The sequence below is a fragment of the Arthrobacter sp. DMZ02-1R genome (assembly GCF_057747935.1).
This window is the reverse complement of record NZ_CM173230.1, coordinates 23,608-42,097: the sequence shown is the minus strand read 5'-3', so window position 1 is coordinate 42,097 and position 18,490 is coordinate 23,608. Positions and strand designations below refer to the sequence as shown.

The following is an 18,490-nucleotide window of genomic DNA, read 5'->3' as shown; positions in this document are numbered from 1 at the left end:
TTGTGGCGCGAAAACCTACCCAACCAGCCCGAGTCACCATGCGAGCTATTGGCCCCGGATGATCCTGCGCTGTGTGGCCACCGCGATGGCCGCCGTCCGGTTGTCCACACCCAGCTTGGCGTAGATGTGCACCAAATGGGTCTTCACCGTGGCCTCGGAAATGAAGAGCTGCTTGGCCATGGCGCGGTTGCTCATGCCGGTGGCGAGGAGCTCTACAAGTTGGACCTCACGAGTACTCAGGGCGGCAGCCGGGTTTCGGATCCGTCCCATGAGGCGCGCCGCAACCTCCGGGGCAAGTGCGGTCTGGCCCGCCGCCGCAGACACTACGGCATGCCGGATTTGCTCCGGCGGTGCATCCTTCAGCATGTATCCGCTCGCGCCGGCCTCCACCGCCGCGAGGATGTCGGCGTCGTTGTCGTAGGTGGTCAGGATCAGGACCGGCGGCGGGGGAGTCCCGGCCTCACCGGCCTTGATCTTGCCCGTGGCGGTGACGCCGTCCATCCCCGAGCCCATTTGCAGATCCATGAGGACCACGTCCACGGGCTGGCCGAGGGTATGGAGTTTCGAAAGTTCCGCCAGCGCGGCGCCGCCGTCGGAGGCTTCCGCCACAACGCTGACGCCCTCGAAGTCGGCAAGCATAGCCCGGAGCCCCGCCCGGACCACGGGATGGTCATCCACCAGCAACACCCTGATGTTGCCGGTCATTGGGATGCCTCCTTAGTTGGGTTGCGGGTACCCAGCGGCAGCCGGACAGCCACCACGGTCCCCTCCCCGGGAGCAGACTCGACGTCGAGCGTTCCGTCCAGAGTCGCAAGACGCTCGCGCAGGCTCTTGAGCCCGACGCCGGTTCCGTCACCGCGCGCTTCCGCGGCGGCTGCCGCGACGGAATCGAAGCCCGCACCGTCGTCGAACACGTCCATGGTCACCTCGGCGTCCAGAAAAGACAGGGTAACGACGGCGGTGTTAGCGTGCGCGTGCGCCCACACGTTCGCCAGCGAAGACTGTGCGGCGCGCAACAAAGTGGTTTGGTATGGATTGGGCAGCGGCACCGGCGTGCCCTGAAGCTCGAAGCGGCAGCGCAGCATGGCTCCACGCGCAGCGGCCTCGGCCTCGGTCTTCGTGCAGAGACGCCGCAAAGTATCCGCCAGACCAGACTCCTCCAGTTCCGGCGGCCGCAGCCCCCGGACAAAATTGCGGGCCTCCGCCAAATTGCTGGCTGCAGTTTCGCGGACGGTCCTGAGACGATCACGGGCCGCAGCGTCGTCACCAGCGTCGAGGGCTTTCTCCGCCGAACGTCCCATCAGGACGATGCTCGAGAATCCCTGGGCCAGGGTGTCGTGGATTTCGCGGGCGAGCCTTTCGCGCTCAGCCAGCACACCGGCGTCGTGCTGGCTGCGTGCCAGTTCGGCACGGGTGCGGCGCAATTCCTCGGCGGCGAGGCGTTGGTTCTCCCCCTCGACGAAGAGCGCCCGATACGCCAGCCCGGTGACCACCGCGAACGCGGCGCCCAAAACCGGACCAAGGACCATGGGAAGCTGCAAGGCGTCCGCCCCAGCGCCGCGGTTGTGGAACCACATGGCTGCGATCAGGAGCGCAGTGCTGGCAGCTATTGCCGGCAGGGCCAATCGCCGCGGCAAAACGTGCAGTTGCAGGAAGAACAACGGGAAGGCCATCCACGCAAAGTCCGGACTGATGAGCATGAGCAGCAGCCACAGGAAAGAAACGGCGGCGAGCCACCACCATGCGTAGGGCTTCGGATCGAGGCGCTTGGGATTGAGGGCGTGCCTCTTCTCGAGGACCGTCCCCACGAGGTAGACGGCCGCCAGCAAGAAGGCAAGTACCAGGCCTGCCGCGGTGCCTAATGGCGAAAAGCCCGCGGCCACAAGCCTCAGGACGGCGACTAACAGAAGCACGGCGAAACCAACGTGCAGGCTGACGCGCAGGACACGCAAAATCACGGCGGCGCCACCGGGCTGCGGCGCGACACTGGGCTGTCCCGTGACACCGGGCTGCGGCGCGGCTTGAGGCAAATCGGCTCCCTGCATGCCCTCCAGACTAGCCCCGCCCTCCGACACTTTTGCCCGATTCCGCGGTATTCGGGCCAATCAACCAAACGGCTGATCCGCGGGTCAACTAAGTCGATCGAACGGATCCATCCGCCTCCCGATGCCTTGCGCTAGGTCCCGTCGGAGAGTTGAAGCAGGACCAGAAGATCGCCTCAATGGCACCGAACAAAGGAATCAAATGTTTCTCGCCTTGCGCGACATCCGCTTTGCCAAGGGCCGCTTCGCCCTGATGGGAAGCGTCGTCGCCCTCATCACTCTCCTTCTCGTCATGCTCTCCGGACTCACCGCGGGCCTCGGCAACCAGTCGACGTCGGCCATCGCGGGCCTCCCGGCTCAGCAAATCGTGTTCGGCGCGCCCGCCGGAGGCGAGGCCAAGGCGTCCTACACGGAGTCGGAGGTTTCCGGTAAACAGCTTGAGGCCTGGCGAAACCGGCCTGGTGTTGCCTCTGCCGAGGCCGTTGGCATCACGCAGACGCGATTCCAGTCCCTCGATTCGTCCAACAATGCAGCCGGCACTGCCAACGCGGCGGTCTTCGGGGCCGACGCCGGCATCCCACCTGTCCCAGTCAAGGACGGCGAGGTGGTGGTCGGGAAGTCCTTGGCGAAGGAACTCTCGCTGAGTCCCGGGAGTCGGGTCACGGTCGGCGGTACCGGCCTGACGGTCTCCGCGATCACCCAGGATGAGTGGTATTCCCACACCAGCGTCGTCTGGACCGCCCGCTCCACATGGCAGAAGCTCGCACATATTCCTGCCGAGGCATCCATAGGAACAGTTCTCGCCGTGACGTACGACGCCGGGGCCTCCGTGGACGTTGATGCCGCCAATGCGGCGGCCGGCACGGTCAGCGCCAGCCCCAAAGGCTCGTTCCAGGCCCTCGGTTCCTACAAAAGCGAAAACGGCTCCCTCATGTTGATGCAGTTTTTCCTGTACGGCATCTCGGCCCTCGTCGTCGTGGCGTTCCTGACTGTCTGGACGGTCCAGCGCACACGCGACATCGCGGTGCTCAAGGCCATGGGTGCGTCTTCCGGCTACGTGGTGAGGGACGCACTGGTCCAGGCGGGAATCGTGCTGCTCGCCGGTGCGGGACTGGGTGGTGGGCTTGGCGTGCTGGGTGGATTCTTCGCGGCCCAAGCGGCTCCATTCCTTGTGACTCCGCTGACCACGCTCCTGCCCATTGCCGGGATTGTCCTCCTGGGCCTGGCGGGGGCTGCCGTTGCCGTCCGCAGCATCACCACAGTGGATCCGCTCATCGCCCTCGGCGGGAACTAAAGCATCTCCTAAATATATATTCTATGAAAGGTATATTCATGAATCCCGTACTCAACCTAGTCAACGTCACCCTGGAGTACCCGGACGGAGACTCCACCCTGAAAGCCCTGGACGCTGTGGATCTCCGCGTGGACGCCGGCGAATTCTTTTCCCTCGTGGGCCCGTCCGGCTCCGGGAAGTCCTCGCTTCTGGCGGTGGCGGCCACGCTGGTCCGGCCAAGCTCAGGGCTCGTCGTCATCGACGGCGTGGATGCCACCGAACTTAAGGACACCGAACTCACTTCCTTGCGCCGGGAGAAAGTGGGCATCATCTTCCAGCAGCCCAACCTTCTGCCTTCCCTCACCGCCGTCGAGCAGTTGATCATCGGCCACCATCTCCGGGGGAAGTCGGCCAAAGCGGCACGCGCACTGGCCACGGAACTGCTCGACGTCGTCGGCCTCGGCGCTTCACTCAACAAAAGGCCGCACCAGCTCTCCGGCGGACAGCGGCAACGCGTGAACATTGCGAGGGCGCTCATGGGCCAACCCCGGATACTGCTCGTCGACGAACCCACAGCAGCGTTGGATCACGAACGCAGCGAATCGATGGTGCGGTTGCTGCGTCAGGTCACTGACGAGTTCGCCACGGCAATGGTCATGGTGACGCACGATACGGAGTTCCTGCCGCTCACCGACTCCGTCGCAACCATGCGGGACGGGCGCCTTGGCTCGGGTGTACCCGTCGAAACACTCAACTGACCCGCAGTTGTTGTCGTATTGCGCTCTTATAACGACACCTACTGCGAGGCAGTTGGGGAAAGGGGGGGAGGGTCAGCCCCCGAGGACAGCCTCGTCCTTGGCATCGTCATAGGCGTCGCGGGCCTCAAGGATCCTGGGTACGTGGTCCTCCGCCCAGAGGCGCAGGAGGGTCAGTGGTTCCAATAAGGACGTTCCGAGTTCTGTGAGTTCGTAGTCGACTCGTGGCGGCACCTGGGCGTGGATAGTCCGAGTGATGAGACCGTCGCGTTCGAGGGTACGAAGGGTCTGGGTCAGCACCTTAGGCGTCACCACATGGACCATTTTGCGAAGCTCGGAGAACCGGATGGGACCGTCTGCGAGGACCTGGACAACCAGCGAGGCCCATTTGTCGCCGATGCGTTGGAAGATCACCCGGGACGGGCAATCAGGGTCCAAGACGTTTGCTGGCAGTTCGTTGGTATCCATGAGGTAACTAAGTTCCTTTGAAGCTATCAGTATCAAATAGATACTGTTTTCGTATCGCAAGGATAGCAACCCCAAGGAGAGTCATGAAAATCGCAGTTTACGGCGCAACAGGCATGGTCGGAAGCCAGATCGTCAACGAGTCACTCACGCGTGGCCACGAAGTTACCGCCATCTCCCGCAAGGGCTCGGAGGTCACCGGAGCGACGTCCCTCGCCGCCGATCTCGCTGATGGCCAGAGGTTCGCGGAGATCGCCAAAGCGCACGACGCCGTCATCCTCGCCGCCGGCCCGAGCCGCACCGGCGGAGACCACGGAGAATGGCTTGCAGCGATGGATACCGCCTACACCAACGCCGAAGGCACGCGCCTCATGATCGTCGGCGGCGCCGGTACCCTGGAGATCGACGGCGTCCGCCTCCTCGATTCGCCTGACTTCCCGGAGGCCTACAAGGCCGAGGCCACCACCGCGGCCGCAGCCTTCGCCGCCGTCAAGGAAGCCCCGGAGAGCCTGGACTGGACCGTGCTGGCACCGGCACCCGTCATCCAGCCCGGTGAACGCACGGGCAACTACACCACCGCGAAGGATTCGCCTGCCGGCAACAGCATCTCAACCCAGGACTACGCCGTCGCCATGCTGGACGAGATCGAGACTCCGGCCCACCGCCGCGCACGTTTCACAGCAGCCAACTAGCCCATTTCACGGCAGCCAACTAACCTCACGCCCGCTCACGTCTGACGGCCCATTTCCCGACCCTCCTCCAGATATAGGGGCCTCCAACCCGACGCTCCTGCAGATATGGGGGAAACATCCGGAACGCTCGTGCAGATGATCTGCAGCGGCGTTCCGTCGTTTGGGCTCATATGTGAGCGAGCGTCGGCCGGGAGGACCACAGATGTGAGCGAGCGTCGGGGGGGCGCCGTTAGGCACCCAGGCCCAGCCCGGGTGCCCGCAGGCCGAACATGTCTTTCAAGGCATGCTTCGCTGCGTGGTATCCGGGCATTCCTGTCACTCCAGGCCCTGGCGGCGTGGACGATGAGCACAGGTACACTCCAGGCAGCGGCGTCCGCCAGGGCACCGGTGAAAGCACTGGACGCTGCACCAGTCCCCGAATGTCCATCAGTCCCGCGCTGAAGTCTCCGCCCACATAGTTCGCGTTGTAGCCGGCCAGGCCCGCCGCCGTCGTCGTTTTCCAGCCGACCACCACATCCCGGAAGCCTGGCGCGAATTCTTCGATCCTTGCCATGACTGCCTCGGCCATGTCCACGGTTGACCCCTTGGGCACGTGGCAATAGGACCAGAGAATGTGCCGCCCAGCAGGAGCACGCCCGGGATCCACTACCGATGGCTGGGCGACAAGCACATACGGTTTCCCAGGGTGCCGGCCAGCAGCTACCAAATTCTCGGCCTCAGCCATGGCGGCTCGCGTGCCACCCACGTGCACAGTCCCGGCGCCAGCGAGCCCCGGCGCGGCCCACGGAACCGGGCCGGACAGGATGAAGTCAACCTTGCACGCCGCATTCCCGAAACGGAATGTTTCCATCGCCCGCCGGTAGCGCCCCGGAAGTGCCGAACCGGCCATGCGCAGCAGGCCCGGGGGTGCCACGTCCAACAAAATGGCCTTCGCAGGCCGCAACTCCTCCAAGGAATCGATCTCCACGCCGGTCTCAATCACCCCGCCGTGGGCCACGATGTCGCGGGCCATCGAGTCCGCTATCGCCGCCGAGCCGCCAACCGGGATGGGCCAGCCACCGGCATGCGCCAGCGCTCCCAACAAGAGTCCCGCCCCCGCTGCGGCGAGCGAGGGCAACGGCGCCACAGCATGGGCCGCGACCCCGCTCAAGAGTGCGGGAGCCGCGTCTCCCGTGAAACGCCGGTTCCACCACGGCGAACCCTGCTCCAGGGTCGCCAACGCAAGTCGCAGTGCGGCCACGGGATTCGCCGGTACTCTCAGCAGTTGGTTCTGAGTTACGTCCAGCACGCCGCCTAAGTGCTCCACCAATGGTCCCATCAGGCGGGCAAAAGCGGCTCCGTCGGCCCCGAGTTCAGAAGCCGTCCGCTCCAGCGAGCGGTAAGCGAGAGCTGCCCGGCCGCCGTCGAGTGGAGTGCCGTACTGAACCGCCGGCAAACGTAGCTCCACGCGCCGCTCGAGTTCAAAATCCCGGAAAAATCGCGAAGCCAGCGCCATCGGGTGGACCGCGGAACACACGTCGTAGACATGACCCGGTTCCAAGAGTTCGGCAGTTCGGGTCCCGCCCCCGATCGTCCCCGCGGCCTCGCAGACCCGGACAGCCAGGCCAGCGCGCGCCATGACTACCGCTGCAGCCAAGCCATTCGGTCCGGAGCCGACGACGGCGACTTCAGGCATCGCGCTCGGCCTCGCCTTTCGCGGAGGTGATTGAGTCCTGGTTGGGCCGCTGCTCTTCAGGGACCGGGGCAACGTGCCGCCAAGGCAGCACCGATGCGGCAGGGTTCTTGAGGTCCACTCGGAACCAATCTTTGGCACCGTTGAACACCCCTCCATGGGGGTCGTCCTCGTCTTGGATCCGAAGGGGGTCCAGATGTGGATCCCAAATGTCCCACGCAATCCTCAACATCAAATATGCCGTCGCGGCCGTATGCAGCATCACGGCCATGACGTAATACGGCATGTCGATGTTGTTCTGCACCGGGCCGCCGCTGCTGGTCTGGCCCAAATACATCCAGGTGGCGGTCCAGTGCAGAGCCTCGGCAGCCTGCCACAGCAGGAAGTCGCGCCATCGCGGCCGGGCCAAGGCCAGCAACGGCACGAGCCACAGCACAAACTGGGGCGAATAGACCTTGTTGCTCAGGATGAAGGCAGCCACTATCAGGAACGTCAGCTGGGCAAGCCGGGGGCGCCGCGCCGCCGTCAAAGCCAATCCCGCAATCAGGATGCAGGCAAGGAGGAACACGTTGAATGCCAAGGCGTTGATGGCTTCCGGACCAAGTTGGACAAGGCGCAGGCGGTCTGCCACCAAGTTGTAGGCGAACCACAACGAGCTGTATCCGGCTGGGCGGTCCTGGGCGAAGTCGAAAAAGTACCGCCAGCCGGCTGGGTTGACGGCGGCGATCGGGATATTAACCGCAAGCCAGGCCACTGCCGCCGAAAGGGTGGTCACGAAGAAGACCCGGAACCGGCCGCTGCGTAGCGCCAGCAAAAAGACTGCACCGAGGATGAGCACTGGGTACAGCTTGGTGGCAGTGCCCAGACCAATGAATATGCCGGCCAGGACGGGACGTTCCTTCGCGAAGAAATACATCCCCACTGCGAGCATGGCTACGGCCCACATGTCCCAGTTGATGAATCCGGCCAGCACGATCCCAGGGGCCAGCGCCACCATGGTTGCGTCCCAGGGCCGGCGTCGGTTGATGCGCGCGGTAGCCAGGACAGCCACGATCCACAGGGCCACAATCAAGGTGGCATTCACATCGAAGTAGCCCAAGATCCGTTCGGGGCTAGCACCATGACCGGGTACCAACCATGCCGTAGCACCGGCTATCAACCCGGCGATCACGGGATACTCGAAGAGGCTTTTCTGGTCGAAGAACGGAAAGACGCCGTCGGCAAGGTCTCGGCTGCGGAAGAGTTCGGGGAAATCCGAGTAGCACGTGGCGTAGAACTGCTGGGGTGCCTGCCAACCGTTGACCCTGCAGTAGCCCTTGATCAGGATCGCCATCAATGCGGCAACGATCGTGAGGATGATCAGGACGCGTTCAACGGTGAAGAATCCGGGGGAGATGGCTCCAGGGGAGGAACGCCGGCCGAGGGGTCCTCCGATTAGTTCGGTGAAGTTCCTCAGCAAGGAGTCGCTACGGCTGGGAACTACAAAGCGCGCACGCTTTTGCTGGATGTGCGGCTTGGTCTCCTGCATGCAATCGAGCTTACCTTCAGCCGCGCCGGACGGCGTCGCCCCTCGCCCCGGCCCCGCCGAGCCTCGCCCCGAGCCCGCCCATGCCCAGTCCTCAAAAGGCGGAAGCCCACGCATAGCCGCGTGGGCTTCCGAGGCGAACGGTCCGATGCGTGCCATCAGTCCCTCCTGAATTGCAGTGGTGGGGACACTCAGCGGATGATTCCCATTTGGTGCAGGACGACGTAGACGTCTTCCCTCCGCTGATCCAGCAGTTGTCCGTTGAAGAGAGTCCTGTCTTTGACGACAGGCTTGCCGTTGAAGACCATCAGGTCCTTGAGGCGCTTGGCCATGGTGTCACCTCCTTTCGTTGTGGAAGAGAATTGCCGGAATTCGGACATGACAATTAAGCCCGTGAATTCGAAAGAAAGCAGGGCGGAAATAGGCAGGTGAATGCAGGCAATGATGGGGTGGATTAAGCGGATTGTTCGAATGACCGTGGATAGTACCGGAGCATGGAGTTCCGGTATGTGGTATCCAGGGGGCAGCCGTCCCCAACAAGAAGCTGGTTCCGAACTATGAGGAAACTGCGCACCACGTCAATCGCGTGATACCGCTCAATGGCAGGCCCAACTCGGAGCCTGATTGCACCTTGAACCGCCCCAATAATCAGGGGCGGAAGTACATCAGGAGAAGTTAGGCCGAAAAACGGCGTCGAGCAGCGAAGGCCGGGGTGCCAGCAACGGTCATCTTCCATCCGCTAGTCAAAGTAATCATTTTCCCAACCTCCTTTTCTGCTTTGGCACCACCGCAGCTGACTTACTGGGTAGTGCACGCCTTAATCCCGGCGGATCGCTCTGGGATCAAAAATAAAGTTACACCATGAATCGCGCTGTTGACCAGCCAATTACAAACAATTTAGAAATTAATTCCTCTTACAGTCCCCAGCGAAGAATTGCCGGCGTCCGCTTGTCCCATCCCAAGGTGCAAACTTTGGCTGTTCCCAGGACAAAGTGGCGTCCTTCCCTGGCATCCAATTCAAGCCAACGGGCCGTGAGGATGCGGGAGAAATGGCCATGGGCAACAATCAGGACGTTGTCCATCCCGGACTCCAGGACGCGGGCGATGATCTTGTCGGCACGTGCCGCCACCGAGTCGAGCGTCTCGCCGTTGGGGACGCCATCGAACCAGATGAGGTAGTCCGGGTTGTCCTTGCGGATGAGGTCCGAGCTGATGCCTTCGTAGTCCCCGTAATTCCACTCCACGGCCAGTGGCTCGTGGACGGCGTCCGGGAAACCGGCCAGCTCCGCGGTACGCCGGGCTCGGCGCAGCGGGGAGGTCAGGACGAGGTCGAAGTCGATGCCTTCCAGGATCTTGCGCGCCTCCACGGCCTGCTGCTCGCCTTCCACGGTCAAAGGGAGATCGGTCAATCCCGTGTACTGGCCACTCTTGGACCATTCGGTCTCCCCGTGGCGCATGATCCAGAGCTGTGGCCGGGCGGGCTTGGCTGCTTCGTTCACTTAGGACTCCTCTGGTTCGGCAATGCCGGCATGGGCATCGACGGATGGTTCCGATGAAGGTTCGACGGCGGACTCGGGCTGCTCTTCCCACCACGCCAAAAGCTTGGATTCGGCGTCCTCCGGGGACGACGGACCGTTTTCCATGCGCTCTTCCAGCAGGAACTTGTAGGCCCGGCCAACCACGGGTCCGGGCTTGAGTCCCAGCAAAGCCATGATGCGCGCACCATCCAAGTCCGGCCGGATGGCATTGAGTGATTCCTGTTCGGCCAGGACGTCAATCCGTTGCTCAAGGTCATCGTAGGCAAAGGAGAGCCGCTCTGCCTTGCGTTGGTTACGCGTAGTGACATCGGACCGGGTCAGGCGATGCAGGCGTTCCAGCAGGGGGCCCGCATCTGCCACGTAGCGGCGGACGGCGGAATCGGTCCAGCCCGCATCCCCGTATCCGTAGAAGCGCATGTGCAGCTCGACGAGCCGCGCCACGGCCTTGATCGTGTCGTTGTCGAAGCGCAAGGCTTTCATGCGCTTCGCGGTCAGCTTCGAACCCACCATGTCGTGGTGGCGGAAGCTCACCGCGCCGCCCGGTTCGAATCGGCGCGTAGCCGGCTTCCCGACGTCGTGCATTAACGCGGCGAAGCGCAATACAAAGTCCGGGCCAGGTACCGGGCCATCCGGACCGGTCTCAAGCGACGCGGCCTGCTCCAGGACTTGCAGGGAATGCTGGTAGACGTCTTTGTGCCGGTGGTGCTCATCGGCTTCAAGGCGCAGCGCAGAGACCTCGGGCAGGACGAACTCTGCCAGGCCGGTGTCCACTAGAAGGTCGATTCCCGCCCGCGGATGCGCACCATTGATGAGCTTGACCAGTTCCTCGCGCACGCGTTCGGCGGAAATGATCTTGATGCGCTCGGCCATCCCGGACATGGCGAGGCGGACGTCGTCGTGCACTGCAACGCCTAGCTGCGCCGCGAAGCGGGCGGCCCGCATCATGCGCAGCGGATCATCGGAGAACGACGATTCGGGGGATCCAGGGGTAGCAAGCACCGAGGCGTGGAGATCGCGCACCCCGCCGAACGGATCCACGAGCTCGAGGGAGGGCAGCCGGAGCGCCATGGCATTGATGGTGAAGTCGCGGCGGAGGAGATCGTCCAGCAGCGACGAGCCGAAGGCCACCACCGGCTTGCGGGAGGCGGCATCGTAAGCCTCGGCACGGTACGTGGTGATCTCAATCTGGAAGCCGGACTTCTTCATCCCGATCGTTCCGAAGGCGCGGCCAATCTCCCAGAAATTGTCAGCCCATCTCTTGATGATGGAAAGCGTCTGGTCCGGAGTGGCGTCAGTGGTGAAATCCAGGTCCGGTGAGACGCGTCCCAGGAAGAGGTCCCGCACCGGCCCGCCCACCAGCGACAGTTCGAATCCAGCGTCCACGAACCGCTGACCGAGGTCCAGGACCACTGGATCCATCTGGAAATTAACTGAAGAACTGTCCAATACTTGCGCCATAGTTCCTTAAGCTTGTCAGATTTCACCGCGCCATCACACCGGACCGTTGTCATTACAGGGCGACACAGCGCGATTGCACGATTACGGCACCGGGAACACGGCCGAACGCCATCCGCACGTCACCGTGAGTCCATGTCCCGGTCATCACCAACGGGCAAGAGTCGTTAGAGTGGACTTCATGGCCAACCCGATCCCGAGTGCTCCTGGCAGGAGGACGAATGCACCATTGCCGTCGGCAATTGGTGCTCACGTCGCGCCCGCTCCGCACACGGCCCAGGCCGCGCTTCCGACCGTGGAGGAGGTCTCTGCCGGCGGCGTCGTAGTGGACACGTCCGACGGCGAACTGAGGGTTGCGATCATCGCCCGTCTTAATAGGGGTGGCCGGCTTGAGTGGTGCCTGCCGAAGGGACATCCGGAAGGCAAGGAAAACAACGAGGAAGCCGCAGTCCGCGAGATCGCCGAAGAGACCGGAATCGAAGGCAACGTCCTGGCTCCACTCGGAAGCATCGACTACTGGTTCACCGTGAGCGGGCACCGTGTACACAAAACCGTGCACCATTTCCTGCTCCGCGCCACGGGCGGCAAGCTGACCATCGAGAACGATCCCGATCAAGAGGCCATAGACGCAGCTTGGGTTCCCCTCCAGGACCTGGCACGCAAGTTGTCCTTCCCTAATGAGCGGCGTATCGCTGATCTGGCCCGGGAAGTCCTGCCCGAACACCTCTAACGCGGCCCTTTATGCAGTCTTGACGCAACAGGCAGCCCGGCTCATGGGACGATAATGACAATGTCTGCCGCCAAATCAACCCAGCCAGTCCAGTCCGGAGAAACCCGTTCCAGCGCCGTCATGGCCGCCGGGACGCTCGTTTCACGGTTTCTCGGCTTCGCCAAAACGTGGATGCTTGGCGCCGCGCTGGGCCTGGGATCGACGGTCAATGACACCTTCATCAATGCCAACAACCTGCCCAACCTGATCTTCCTTCTGGTGGCCGGTGGCGTTTTCAATGCGGTGCTGGTGCCGCAGATCATCAAAGCCAGCAAGGGACCGGACCGGGGCGCGGACTACATCAGCCGGCTCCTGACTCTGGCTGTGTTGGTTCTGTTGACACTGACAGCGTTGGTCACGCTAGCCGCACCGATCGTCATCGACCTCACCACCCAGGGCTATTCGCCACAGCAAAAATCGATCGCGGTGACCTTCGCCTTCTATTGCCTGCCGCAGATCTTCTTCTACGGTTTGTACGCCCTCCTGACCCAGATACTCAACGCCAACGGCGCCTTCGGTCCCGCGATGTGGGCGCCGATCCTGAACAATGTGGTGGCCATCGCAGGACTGGGCATGTTCATCTGGATCCTCGGTGCCAACAACACCAACCCCCACACCCTGGACAATTGGGGGCCCTTCCAAACCTTCCTGATTGCGGGTTTCTCCACCGTGGGCGTGCTCGCCCAGACGGCCATACTCCTCATCCCGGTGATCCGCTTGCGGCTCGGTCTCCGGCCCCGCTTCGGCTGGCGGGGCGTGGGCCTGGGCCAGGCAGCAAAGCTGAGCGTCTGGACGCTCCTGACCGCCGCCGTCGGGCAGCTCGCCTTCCTCTATGTCATGAGGATCGCCACCATTCCCGGATCCGAGCGCCTCCGCCTCGAGCATGCGCAAGACCCGGCCGCCGCCAAGCTTCCCGGTAACGCGGTCCTGGAAGTCGCCAGCCAGCTTTACCTGCTGCCACACTCGATCATCGCGTTGTCGCTCGCTACCGTGTTGTTCAACCGCATGACCCGTGCTTCCCAAGCCGGCAACAAAGCCGAGTTGCGCGAAGCGCTTTCACACGGACTGCGGACCATGGCCGTCGCCACCGTTTTCGGGGCACTGGCACTCTTTGCCCTCGCCGGCCCGCTGGGCATGTTCTTCTCCGGCGGGAAGCCCCAAGACGGTGTCATGCTGGCCCAGACACTCACGATCCTCGCGTTGAGCACACCGTTCATGAGTGCCAACTTCATGATGTCCCGCGTGTTCTACGCCAACGAGGACGCCCGGACCCCGTTCTACATCCAGCTCATGCTGGCGCTACTGAACGTTGTTGGCGCGTTCATCATCCAGTTCCTGCCGGTCGCCCAGATCATCTTCGCGATCGCCGTCCTGTACACCCTCGGCAACATCCTTTCCGTGGTCATCAGCGTCTGGTTCCTGAGGCGCCTCCTCGGCCATGTGGACGGCCCCCGGATTGCCAACTCCTACATCCGCATGGGCTACGCGGCCCTGGGCTCGGCGATCGCCGGCGCTTTGGCCCTGTGGTTACTCGGCAGCTACCATGCCGATGGTTTCGCCTGGAGCAGCAGGCCTGCCGCCTTGGTGACGGTGATCGTCGTCGGGCCCGTCATGCTGCTTGCTTACCTCTTCCTGCTGCGCCTCTTCCATGTCAGCGAACTGCGCGACCTGCTCCTGCCCGTACTCGGCCGCTTCGGACGGGGCGTTCCGGTGGCACAAGCGCCGTCCGCCAGCGAAACGCCAACCCCGACGCCGGTTCGCGCCACCGTGTCCGACGATACCGGGCTCATTCCGCGCATCTCGGGCGAATTCGACGCGGCATCGTTCCGCGCCGGCCCCGCGTTGGAAACCCTCCCGGCCAAGGACAGGTGGGATGCGGGCCAAGATTCCGGCGGCATTGCCGATGCGGCCGCTGCGGAGGGGCACGGCAAGGTGGATGCCTGGTCCGATGTCGAGAAGTCCTACCTGCCGGACGAGGACCTCCCCAGCACCTCCCAAGGAGGCGCGGGCCGTCCTGGCATTCCGCTGCCTGGCCGCCGCACCTATCAGGGGCCGCTGGGAAACAACCCCTATTTCCGCGGTGGACCTCGCCGCAAACGGTGACGCATCGGCGCAAACCGGGGGCCGGAACGGCCCAATCCGCTAGGATCAGAAACTAATACAGGTAGTTGCAGACCACGGGTCACCCGGCTGGCCGGATCCCGTATTCAGGACCCGCAGCTTCCGGACAGTCTAGGAGGAACCCGTGTCCCACCCGATCGATGTCGGATCAGTGCTTGGCGGCCGCTACAAAGTCACAGCCACCGTGTTGACTTCGCACGACCAAGATCTGGTGCTCGACGGCGTCGACCAGGTCCTTAACAGGCCCGTCAGTATCCTCGTGGCCGGCCCCGGAAACGCCGAGCAAGTTGCGAAGAGCGCCAGGGAAGTAGCCACCGGTGAACGGCCCGGACACGTCCAGATCCTCGATCTCGGCGTCAGCGACAGCACCACGTACCTCATCACCAACCACAGCAGTGCTCCTGATCTGTTGGACCTCGTGGTGGCCACCAACCCGCCGTACGTCGAGCCGTTCTTCACGGACACGCTCGGAAGCGAGATCTTCGGCCAAGCCCGGTCCCGCGAGCCCGAAACCTACGACGGACTGTACGACGACGAAGAGCACGACGCCGAGTACATCAATTACCACGGCGTCGAGCCCAATCCGGCCGGTGGATCGCAAGCGGCAGCCGCCGAAGACAAGCGCCGCCCCGTGGTTCCTCCCTTGCCTGCTAGCCGGCCCGCGTCGGCCCCAGGTGGCGTTGTTTCCCGCCTCGCCGCTGCGGCAGCTGGAGCAGGGGCTGCGGCCGCCGCGGCGGGTGCGGCTGTGAAGGGTGCCGGCGCGCCAAAGAACGACGACGGCCGGCGCACCTCTGCGGCCACCGCTTCCACCGAGGCGTCTTCGACCGTACAGCCGAACCAAACCGCCCCCCAGCAAATCCAGAAAGAGCCGGCAACGCAGGCCGTTCCAGCGTCGACTCCTCCCGCGACGGCGTCTGCGAGCCCTTCCCAGGACGCCAAGGTCTCGCTCTGGTCCGAGGACGACTATGGTTTCATCAACGACGACGCCGCCACCTCCCGTGGTGCGGCCGGCGCTGCTGCAAGCCGCGCTTCGGGCGTGTACAACCGGGGCGCGTCGAGTTTCCCTGCCACGGCCCGGGAGCAAGCCGATCCGCTCGACGAGGACGAATACTACGACGACGAGCCCGTGCGCGAGCCCCGTTCCTTCCGGTGGCTGGTGGGTGGCGTCCTCGCCGCCGTCCTGATCGTCGGATTGATACTTGCGGTCACCAACCTCGGTAATCTCATCCCGGGCGGCACTCCCGCGGCCAAGCAGTCCACCCAAGCGTCTCAAGCAGGATCCGGACAGCCGGGCAGCTCCGAGTCGGCCACTGCCGCCGTCGCACCACCGGTCATTGATGGTGTTACCCGCATGGGCGATTTCGAGTTTGCGGCGAGCTATGACAAAGACTTGGTCAAGACGTTCGACGGCAATGCCGCGAGCTACTGGTCAGATATGGAGTTCGCCACTGCGGACTGGGGTGGACTCGCCCCTGATGGAGTTTCCCTGCTGGTCAAGCTCAAGGCGCCCGCGCAGGTCAAGTCGGTCACGCTGAGCCAGTTGGGTGCTTCCGGTGGAAACATCAGCGTTTACACCAACGACCGTCCGGCGATGGACGGCGCCAAGCTGGTAGGCACCAACAGCTTCACCTCTCCGGAGCTCACCATGCCGCTCAGCACCCCTGCAACAGCCCAGTACGTGATCATCTCCATCAAATCACTGCCCAAGCTGACCGCACCCAAGACCCGCTACGGTTTCGGCCTACGGCTCGCCGAGATCAAGGTCCAGTAAATACACGGTCCAGTAGCCGACGGCGGGGACCGTCAACTCGGGTAATGGAGCCTGCGCCCTTCCATGCCCTGCGCCACCAGACGGTACCCTGAATGGTGGTGGATATTAGGGTCCCCGGAAACGCCGGAATATTCGACGCCGCCATAGGGTTGTGCCATGTGGCCGGCCGCGATAGTCCGGTGCATCGACTAAGGAAGAGGTTCACCCAACAGTGAGCAACGCAGAAAACACCGCGTCCCAAGTACGTGATGTCATCATCGTAGGCTCCGGGCCTGCCGGCTACACGGCCGCCGTCTACACGGCACGCGCCAACATGAACCCGCTGCTCATCGCCGGTTCTGTGACTGCCGGTGGCGAACTGATGAACACAACAGACGTCGAAAACTACCCGGGATTCCCTGACGGCGTCATGGGACCTGATCTCATGGAGAACTTCGAAAAACAGGCGGCGCGCTTCGGGACCGAGATCCAGTTCGAGGATGTCACCGAACTAGATCTCGACGGCGACATCAAGACCGTGACCATCGGCACGGGGGAGACCTTCAAGGCCCGGGCGGTCATTCTGTCGACCGGTTCCGCTTACCGGGAACTCGGCCTGGCGAACGAAAAGCGTCTCTCCGGCCACGGCGTGAGCTGGTGTGCAACCTGTGACGGTTTCTTCTTCAAGGACCAGGACATTGCAGTGATCGGTGGCGGTGACTCGGCCATGGAGGAGGCACTCTTCCTCACCAAGTTCGCCAAGTCCGTCACCGTGGTGCACCGCCGGGACACGCTGAAGGCTTCCAAGATCATGGGCGACCGTGCCCAGGCCCACGAGAAGATCAACTTCGTGTGGAACACCGCCGTGGAGGACGTCATCGGCGGTGACAAGGTGACCGGCTTGAAGCTGAAGAACCTCGTGGACGGTACCGAGTCCGAGCTCGCCGTCACTGGCGTTTTCGTGGCCATCGGTAATGACCCCCGCACGGAACTCGTGAAGGGCACACTGGAGCTGTCCCCAGAAGGCACCATCGCCGTCGAGGGCCGCAGTTCCAAGACGAGCATCAAGGGCGTCTTCGCTGCCGGCGACGTCGTCGACCCCACCTACCGGCAGGCCATCACGGCCGCGGGCTCCGGTTGTGTCGCGGCCCTGGACGTCGAGCACTATCTTGCAGACCTGCACGCCTAATCGGCACAGCAGCTATCCACTCGAAGGGAAAGAATTATGAGCAACGCTAAAGACGTTACCGACGCCAGTTTCAGCACCGACGTCCTGGCCGCTGAAAAGCCGGTCATCGTGGACTTCTGGGCAGAGTGGTGCGGCCCGTGCCGTAAGTTGGGTCCAATCCTTGACGAGATCTCGGTTCAATACGGAGACAAGGTTGATGTCGTCAAGCTTAACGTCGACGACAACCCGGCCATCGCCGCCGAGTACGGCATCACGTCAATTCCGGCCGTGTACCTCTTCAGTGGGGGAGAAGTGAAGAGCACGGTTATCGGTGCCAAGCCGAAGCAGTTCTTCGAAAAGGAATTTGAGTCGGTCCTGTCCTAAGGCTCGTGCTGTCCTAAGGCTTGAGGGCTGCACTTTGGTGGCGCTTCCTGACTCAGCCGGTGGTTCTCGCTTGTGAGCGGGAGCCACCGGTTTTTTCGTGCCCTCCGCTCCAGGTATCCATTCACCGCGTTGCCATTCCGGTTGTTCGTGTATTGGCTTGAAGTTCGAGCGAAGGCATGGAGGTCTACTGCCGCTGGCCGCGTTGATCCCAAAGTCTACGGTCAGGAACCTTTTTCCAGTTTCTAAACCTGGCTATCTTGAGGGAGAAGCGCCCAGCCTAGAAGGAGCTTCTTGCCTACCTGGGGTAGGGCCGGAATGCGGCGGCCTCTGTGGTTGGCCGCCCAGAGTTGATCATTTCTCTATTTTCCAGGTCTCTTGCGAAGCCTCTAGCCAAAATCCTTGTCTCCGGCCCGGGGTGGACTCCCTTGCATCGGTGCAAAAGGCCCTATAGGTTAAGGAGCCGGTTTCACGTGAAACAATGCAAGGCGCTGCCGATGAGTCTGGATGCACCTGGATTTGTGGGTTTACACGATAAATTGGCGTGAAAGCTGTTTCGGGCAATGTTTCACGTGAAACACCCATGGCCGCTGCAGTCGCCGTTCTCCGTTCTCCGAGTTCCAAGTTCCAAGTTCCAAGTTCCAAGTTCCAAGTTCCAAGTTCCGGGGCCAGCGTTGCTCGCGGACTCACCACGCGCAATGCTCCAGATGACGTCCCCCTATCCAAGGGTGGGCAGGAACGGCGCGCAGATCCCAGACCGGTGTGGAGAGTTGTGGCCGACTGTGTCTAGGCCCATCTCCATGCACATGCCCATGCGTCAAGTACTACGTGGTGCGCCATCTTAGCCGGGTGAGGCATAGGGACCATCCAAGGTTTGTCCGTGC

At 63.0% G+C, this 18,490-nt stretch carries 16 protein-coding genes; 8 read left to right on the top strand and 8 right to left on the bottom strand.

What is annotated here, in order from left to right:
- Positions 1-45: 45 nt before the first annotated feature.
- Positions 46-705, bottom strand: coding sequence for a response regulator (locus AC3ANQ_RS00160; protein WP_488303247.1), 660 nt, complete (start codon positions 703-705; stop codon positions 46-48).
- Positions 702-2,045 carry a sensor histidine kinase gene (locus tag AC3ANQ_RS00155; RefSeq protein ID WP_488303246.1) on the bottom strand — a complete coding sequence of 448 codons (1,344 nt, stop codon included), beginning with the start codon at positions 2,043-2,045 and terminating at the stop codon, positions 702-704. Before AC3ANQ_RS00155 ends, AC3ANQ_RS00160 begins: the two co-directional genes overlap by 4 nt.
- Before the next feature lie 199 nt (positions 2,046-2,244).
- Between AC3ANQ_RS00155 and AC3ANQ_RS00150 the strand changes: the two genes are divergently transcribed.
- Together AC3ANQ_RS00150 and AC3ANQ_RS00145 are read left to right on the top strand one after the other, a co-directional pair.
- A complete protein-coding gene (locus tag AC3ANQ_RS00150; RefSeq protein ID WP_488303245.1) occupies positions 2,245-3,336 on the top strand; it encodes an ABC transporter permease in 1,092 nt (363 codons plus the stop codon).
- 38 nt (positions 3,337-3,374) lie between these two features.
- Positions 3,375-4,073: an ABC transporter ATP-binding protein gene (locus tag AC3ANQ_RS00145; RefSeq protein ID WP_488303244.1), complete on the top strand. Its 699-nt coding sequence runs from the start codon at positions 3,375-3,377 to the stop codon at positions 4,071-4,073.
- Between the two features lie 72 nt (positions 4,074-4,145).
- Here AC3ANQ_RS00145 and AC3ANQ_RS00140 read toward each other — a convergent pair whose 3' ends face one another.
- Positions 4,146-4,538 carry a winged helix-turn-helix transcriptional regulator gene (locus AC3ANQ_RS00140; protein WP_488303243.1) on the bottom strand — a complete coding sequence of 131 codons (393 nt, stop codon included), beginning with the start codon at positions 4,536-4,538 and terminating at the stop codon, positions 4,146-4,148.
- Between the two features lie 83 nt (positions 4,539-4,621).
- Here AC3ANQ_RS00140 and AC3ANQ_RS00135 point away from each other — a divergent pair, with 83 nt between their 5' ends.
- Positions 4,622-5,227 carry an NAD(P)-dependent oxidoreductase gene (locus AC3ANQ_RS00135; RefSeq protein ID WP_488303242.1) on the top strand — a complete coding sequence of 202 codons (606 nt, stop codon included), beginning with the start codon at positions 4,622-4,624 and terminating at the stop codon, positions 5,225-5,227.
- 229 nt (positions 5,228-5,456) lie between these two features.
- On the opposite strand, the gene AC3ANQ_RS00130 is transcribed toward AC3ANQ_RS00135, so the two are convergent.
- The 5 genes from AC3ANQ_RS00130 to AC3ANQ_RS00110 all read right to left on the bottom strand — a co-directional run bounded on the left by AC3ANQ_RS00130 (position 5,457) and on the right by AC3ANQ_RS00110 (position 11,420).
- Positions 5,457-6,902: a phytoene desaturase family protein gene (locus tag AC3ANQ_RS00130; RefSeq protein WP_488303241.1), complete on the bottom strand. Its 1,446-nt coding sequence runs from the start codon at positions 6,900-6,902 to the stop codon at positions 5,457-5,459.
- A complete protein-coding gene (locus AC3ANQ_RS00125) occupies positions 6,895-8,427 on the bottom strand; it encodes a glycosyltransferase family 87 protein (protein WP_488305400.1) in 1,533 nt (510 codons plus the stop codon). Before AC3ANQ_RS00125 ends, AC3ANQ_RS00130 begins: the two co-directional genes overlap by 8 nt.
- A 188-nt stretch (positions 8,428-8,615) precedes the next feature.
- Positions 8,616-8,756 (bottom strand): hypothetical protein, encoded by a 141-nt coding sequence (locus tag AC3ANQ_RS00120; protein WP_265978164.1) that lies wholly within the window; start codon positions 8,754-8,756, stop codon positions 8,616-8,618.
- A 582-nt stretch (positions 8,757-9,338) separates the two neighbouring features.
- Positions 9,339-9,923, bottom strand: coding sequence for a histidine phosphatase family protein (locus AC3ANQ_RS00115; RefSeq protein WP_265978165.1), 585 nt, complete (start codon positions 9,921-9,923; stop codon positions 9,339-9,341).
- Positions 9,924-11,420 carry a CCA tRNA nucleotidyltransferase gene (locus AC3ANQ_RS00110; RefSeq protein WP_488303240.1) on the bottom strand — a complete coding sequence of 499 codons (1,497 nt, stop codon included), beginning with the start codon at positions 11,418-11,420 and terminating at the stop codon, positions 9,924-9,926.
- A 226-nt stretch (positions 11,421-11,646) separates the two neighbouring features.
- On the opposite strand from AC3ANQ_RS00110, the gene AC3ANQ_RS00105 reads away from it, so the two are divergent.
- From AC3ANQ_RS00105 to trxA, 5 genes are all read left to right on the top strand, one after another.
- Entirely contained in the window at positions 11,647-12,147 is a 501-nt protein-coding gene (locus tag AC3ANQ_RS00105) for an NUDIX hydrolase (RefSeq protein ID WP_488305399.1), read from the top strand.
- A gap of 60 nt (positions 12,148-12,207) precedes the next feature.
- Positions 12,208-14,289 carry a murein biosynthesis integral membrane protein MurJ gene (gene murJ, locus AC3ANQ_RS00100; RefSeq protein WP_488305398.1) on the top strand — a complete coding sequence of 694 codons (2,082 nt, stop codon included), beginning with the start codon at positions 12,208-12,210 and terminating at the stop codon, positions 14,287-14,289.
- Between the two features lie 142 nt (positions 14,290-14,431).
- Entirely contained in the window at positions 14,432-16,078 is a 1,647-nt protein-coding gene (locus AC3ANQ_RS00095) for an ABC transporter substrate-binding protein (RefSeq protein ID WP_488303239.1), read from the top strand.
- Positions 16,079-16,289: 211 nt separating this feature from the next.
- Positions 16,290-17,246 carry a thioredoxin-disulfide reductase gene (gene trxB, locus AC3ANQ_RS00090; RefSeq protein ID WP_488303238.1) on the top strand — a complete coding sequence of 319 codons (957 nt, stop codon included), beginning with the start codon at positions 16,290-16,292 and terminating at the stop codon, positions 17,244-17,246.
- 36 nt (positions 17,247-17,282) lie between these two features.
- The gene (trxA, locus tag AC3ANQ_RS00085) at positions 17,283-17,609 is read left to right on the top strand and encodes a thioredoxin (protein WP_184741286.1); all 327 of its coding nucleotides are present in this window, start codon (positions 17,283-17,285) and stop codon (positions 17,607-17,609) included.
- Positions 17,610-18,490: the final 881 nt, after the last annotated feature.